Genomic DNA, 4,223 nt, shown 5'->3' with positions numbered 1-4,223 from the left:
AGATTAGCGATCGCACTCTTATACACACTTAACTCTTTTTGTCAATTTAGGGCGATCGCCTCTCTATGCACACTTGACTCTTTTTGTCAAGTTTTATGTTAAGAAAGATGTTTATAAAGCATAGCTTAAAAAGGGGGACTTTGAGGCTGAAAAGCGTACCTCATAAATCCTATAAACGCTATAAACTCAATCAACCTGCTCTGGCATGGCTAAGAAAACGCCTTGAAGAGGAAATCACTCAAGAAGAAGCTAAAATTCGACAGGAAGATTTAGAAAATTTTAAACAAATTGTTGATAGTTTTCGTCCAGAAGGCTCTAAACTATATAGCTACTAATGATTGTTTTTGTCGATACCGGCCTTTTAGGGTTGTTATCTTCTCCCAATGACAAATTAGAAGCACAACAATGTCAGCAATGGCTTTACTCTCTTTAACTGAATCCTAACACCCGTTCACGCCACACCCAGTAAGGCTAATCATAATTCCTCTATCCTTGATTAACTCTTATCTCTTGCCTCTTGCCTTTTGCCTCTTGCCTCTTGCCTCTTGCCTTTTGCCTCTTATCTGTTCCCTGTTACCTGCTCCCTACTCCCTTTATTCTATACTAATAGTGTCACTGTCTTGAAACTGTCATGATTGCTGATAAAAGTCCCAATTACATTTCCAAAGAAGACTATCTATCCTACGAAGAAGATAGTGCCATCAAACACGAGTATATTGATGGAGAAGTCTATGCCATGGCTGGGGCGAGTGATGCCCATGTTACTATTGCCCTTAACCTGGCTTCAGCCTTAAGAAATCATGTCAGGGGCACTGGCTGTCGGGTTTATATGGCAGATATGAAAACTTATGTTGAAGCATCCAATAGTTATTATTATCCTGATGTTATGGTGACTTGCGATGCCAGAGACCGAGAATTGAGCAATTATAAAAAATATCCTTGTTTAATTGTGGAAGTTTTATCTCCCAAGACTGAAGCCTTTGACCGGGGTGACAAATTTTATAATTATCGAAAATTAGACACCTTGGTGGAATATGTTTTAATTAGCCAAAACCATCAGCGGCTAGACTGCTTCCGCCGAAATTCTGAGGGAATTTGGACATTGCAATTTTATGATCCGGGCAGTGAGATTAATCTAGAAACTGTGGATTTTAGGACTAGTCTTGAGGCTTTGTATGAAGATGTAATGTAAGCCGTCAGCCATCAGCTGTCAGCCTTCAGCCTACAGCCAAGGGATTATCCGAGGGAGAAGCTACGGGAACGGGCATTAGATGAAAGCAATCAGATATTCAAGGGAAATTTATACCTTACTCCTTTTTTTTTACAAATATGAGATGCACCCATTGATGGGTGTTGTGGTGGCATAAGCCAAAAACCAATAACTTTGTATAATGGATTTATAGAAAGTTATTGAACATACTTCCTAAGACTTATGCGTGACCTAGAACAACTGATAAAAAATATTCAATAATTACCAGAAGACGCTCAAAACATTATTGCCGATATCATTGAGGTATTCAAAAAACAGTATGTAACGAAAAAACCGGTATCTCTTCATCCCCTGGAATTAGAGAATAAACCATTTATTGGTATGGGTCGTGATCGACAAGATACTCAAAATAGTAGCGAATGGGTGAGAATAATTAGACAACTTACTCCCTAAAACCCAAGAAGGATAAAATCCTCCCTCTTTTAAGATTATAATGTACTTTCTTCGTCGGTAGCTTGGAGAATTGCTTGGTACAATTGAGAACTAATACGAAAGTCCATTGTTTCAATCAATTGATCCATTAATGGTTTAACTGCCGGAATTAAATTACTTTTCTTGGCTTGCACCATAATTCCCAGTAAGCCCACAATAGTTAGCCCCAATTCTTGAGCAACTGCTCGTCCTCGTCGTTCATCCATCAGTAGCAAATCAGCATTCATTTCCAGTGCTAATATGATCGCTTCTGCTTCACCTAAATCGATGGTTTCTTGACTTTCCTGAAGTGTGAAAACTTGCTGCTTATCTGAAACAGCATGAGTTTTAATCCAAGATAAGGTTTGAACTTCTACTGTTCCAGGTACAATTTTTCCGATACCAACCATTTCATTGTAGACAGCAACGGGAATAATCACAGAACCATATAAGCGATGCAAGAGGTTAAGTTGATTGATGCCTGCTAGATTAGTAATCGGTGATGTATCGCTAATAATAATCACAGCAAACTCATCGATTGTAGGGTTTTAAGGTCTGCTTCAAAATCAGCAACATCATAATTCAAATCTAAACCGCGCTTGGCCAGTTCATGCTGAAACTCAATCACAGTTAAACCCGTCCAGGCACGGACTTTGCCACTGCTAATTTTGTCTTGCTTATAGAGCATCAGCGCAATTTCAAGTTTGAATTCATCCTCAGTCATTTGGCTAGCTTGGACAATATCGTCAGGGATAACTACACTCATAGCTACACTATTAAGTAATTGATATATTATGAATAGTTACTTTAATTTTATCATAAATTTAAACTGAATCATAACACCCGTTAAAGCCACACCCAGTAAAGCTAATCATAATTCCTCTATCGTTGATTAAATCTTGCCGTCTTGATGCAGTCGCTCATGGGGGAAACCACGGCAGTTGCTCATGGGGGGAACCCCCAAGACCGCACTGCCTCCCCAAGACCGCGCTGCATCGCTCTTGCCTTTTGTCTTTTGTCTCTTATCTCTTCCCTGCTCCCAACTCCCGATTCCCGACTCCCTAAAACCCAGAACTTTCTACCTCACCCCATTTAAAAATACTGTAAAATTATAGTAGTTAACTGACTACGCCCCCACAACTAGTTATGATCAAAGCAATTACTGCTAGTGGAAAAATCGATCCATCAGGTCAATTATCCTTAGACTACCCAATTGAATATACTCCCCCTAAGCCAGTAGGAGTAATTATTATGTTTGACGAAACAGATGGGGAGGTAAATAGGTTTTGGAAGTCAGTAACTATCAACAGCAACCACTCCTGTCAGCTAAACAGTTGCAAGAGGGATTAAAGCAGGCGTTGACAGAATCGGGGTATGATTCAAGGGAGAAAATTATCGAGCTTGTGCAGGAGATTAAGCAGGAAATTGCTCAAGAAAGGAAGACTAACCACAAATGAACCGCCGCCGCATTCTCAAAGCTGGACAGCCTTACAGTTTTAGGCAATATTTTGACCTTCCCTTTACCCTAGAAGATATCTTGGCTGAATTTGACTGTACCTTTGTGCGATCGCATATCGATCTTCCCCGTCAGCCCTTCACTGCTGCTATTGAACCCCTGCTGCACCAACTCCAGCGTAACCGCAAGCGCATTGAGCTGATCAACGAAACTGCCCGTCGCGAAGCCCTGATTGCACCAATTCTGTTTGAAGTAGTCGATCTAACTAATCACCGCATTTACATTGAATATTCCATTGCCGTTAGCGAACACCTGCGGGGAACTTTAGATTATTACATTGCCAACCATAACCTGATTGTGATCGAAGCCAAACAATCTGATCTGGTACGGGGCTTCACTCAACTGGCGGTAGAGTTGGTTGCCCTTGATCAGTGGCTCCAGTCTGACCAGAGAATTTTGTATGGCATTGTTACCACCGGAGAAGACTGGCGTTTCGGTACTTTTAATCGCCAAGAACGTTCCATACAACAAGACCCCAAGCGCTACATCGTTCCAGAAGAGCTAACCCAGTTGCTGGAAATTTTAGTCGGGATTATGACTTGAAACGGTTAATTAATTATAGTGGTTTTTAATTAGGGAATCGGGAATCGGGAATCGGGAATCGGGAATCGAGAAAAAGAGGGAAGTGTGGGGCCTCACAAGGGTAGGGCAATTACTTTGTATAATGGTAAGCATTCAGCTATCAGCTATCAGCTATTAGCATTCAGCTATCAGCTATCAGTTATCAGCTGACGGCTATCAGCTATCAGCTGACGGCTATCAGCTATCAGCTTTTAAATAACACAAGTAAGCATTCGTTTAATCTTTGTTACGTCAGCTGAATGCTGAATGCTGACGGCTGACGGCTGACGGCTGACGGCTGAATACTTACGTATAATGGATTTATATAAATTTATTGGACATACTTCCTAAGACTTATGCGTGACCTAGAACAACTGACCAAAGATATTCAAGAACTACCAGAAGACGCTCAAAACATTATTGCCGATATCATTGAGGTGTTCAAAAAACAGTATGTAACGAAAA

General features: G+C 40.8%; 8 protein-coding genes. 5 read left to right on the top strand and 3 right to left on the bottom strand.

Features of this window, described 5'->3' with window-relative positions; genetic code table 11:
* Positions 1–140 precede the first annotated feature (140 nt).
* Together F6K63_RS36375 and F6K63_RS36370 are read left to right on the top strand one after the other, a co-directional pair.
* Positions 141–335 carry a hypothetical protein gene (locus tag F6K63_RS36375; RefSeq protein WP_008188242.1) on the top strand — a complete coding sequence of 65 codons (195 nt, stop codon included), beginning with the start codon at positions 141–143 and terminating at the stop codon, positions 333–335.
* Positions 336–631: 296 nt separating this feature from the next.
* Complete coding sequence (locus tag F6K63_RS36370; RefSeq protein WP_008188244.1) at positions 632–1,192, top strand: Uma2 family endonuclease; 561 nt, start codon at positions 632–634, stop codon at positions 1,190–1,192.
* 506 nt (positions 1,193–1,698) lie between these two features.
* Here F6K63_RS36370 and F6K63_RS36365 read toward each other — a convergent pair.
* Together F6K63_RS36365 and F6K63_RS36360 are read right to left on the bottom strand one after the other, a co-directional pair.
* A complete protein-coding gene (locus F6K63_RS36365) occupies positions 1,699–2,205 on the bottom strand; it encodes a PIN domain-containing protein (RefSeq protein WP_287293340.1) in 507 nt (168 codons plus the stop codon).
* Entirely contained in the window at positions 2,202–2,447 is a 246-nt protein-coding gene (locus F6K63_RS36360) for a UPF0175 family protein (protein ID WP_008188247.1), read from the bottom strand. The genes F6K63_RS36365 and F6K63_RS36360 overlap by 4 nt, the downstream gene beginning before the upstream one ends.
* A gap of 156 nt (positions 2,448–2,603) precedes the next feature.
* Here F6K63_RS36360 and F6K63_RS36355 point away from each other — a divergent pair, with 156 nt between their 5' ends.
* The 3 genes from F6K63_RS36355 (at position 2,604) to F6K63_RS36345 (ending at position 3,740) form a co-directional block, all read left to right on the top strand.
* Positions 2,604–2,777, top strand: a complete 174-nt coding sequence (locus F6K63_RS36355) for a hypothetical protein (RefSeq protein ID WP_154659914.1) — start codon at positions 2,604–2,606, stop codon at positions 2,775–2,777.
* A 190-nt stretch (positions 2,778–2,967) separates the two neighbouring features.
* Positions 2,968–3,138 carry a hypothetical protein gene (locus tag F6K63_RS36350; protein ID WP_287265415.1) on the top strand — a complete coding sequence of 57 codons (171 nt, stop codon included), beginning with the start codon at positions 2,968–2,970 and terminating at the stop codon, positions 3,136–3,138.
* The gene (locus F6K63_RS36345; RefSeq protein WP_287314941.1) at positions 3,135–3,740 is read left to right on the top strand and encodes a hypothetical protein; all 606 of its coding nucleotides are present in this window, start codon (positions 3,135–3,137) and stop codon (positions 3,738–3,740) included. Before F6K63_RS36350 ends, F6K63_RS36345 begins: the two co-directional genes overlap by 4 nt.
* A 9-nt stretch (positions 3,741–3,749) precedes the next feature.
* Here F6K63_RS36345 and F6K63_RS36340 read toward each other — a convergent pair whose 3' ends face one another.
* Positions 3,750–3,872 carry a hypothetical protein gene (locus F6K63_RS36340; RefSeq protein WP_287297019.1) on the bottom strand — a complete coding sequence of 41 codons (123 nt, stop codon included), beginning with the start codon at positions 3,870–3,872 and terminating at the stop codon, positions 3,750–3,752.
* Between the last annotated feature and the right edge of the window lie 351 nt (positions 3,873–4,223).

Source organism: Moorena sp. SIO1G6, assembly GCF_010672795.1.
Lineage (GTDB): Bacteria > Cyanobacteriota > Cyanobacteriia > Cyanobacteriales > Coleofasciculaceae > Moorena > Moorena producens.
This window is presented reverse-complemented; position numbering and strand designations above follow the sequence as displayed.

Bases quoted from the DNA above. Each gene is read 5' to 3' on its own strand.
- F6K63_RS36370 (WP_008188244.1), top strand. From the start codon at position 632: ATGATTGCTGATAAAAGTCCCAATTACATTTCCAAAGAAGACTATCTA.
- F6K63_RS36360 (WP_008188247.1), bottom strand. From the start codon at position 2,447: ATGAGTGTAGTTATCCCTGACGATATTGTCCAAGCTAGCCAAATGACT.
- F6K63_RS36355 (WP_154659914.1), top strand. From the start codon at position 2,604: ATGGGGGAAACCACGGCAGTTGCTCATGGGGGGAACCCCCAAGACCGC.
- F6K63_RS36345 (WP_287314941.1), top strand. From the start codon at position 3,135: ATGAACCGCCGCCGCATTCTCAAAGCTGGACAGCCTTACAGTTTTAGG.
- F6K63_RS36340 (WP_287297019.1), bottom strand. From the start codon at position 3,872: ATGCTTACCATTATACAAAGTAATTGCCCTACCCTTGTGAGGCCCCAC.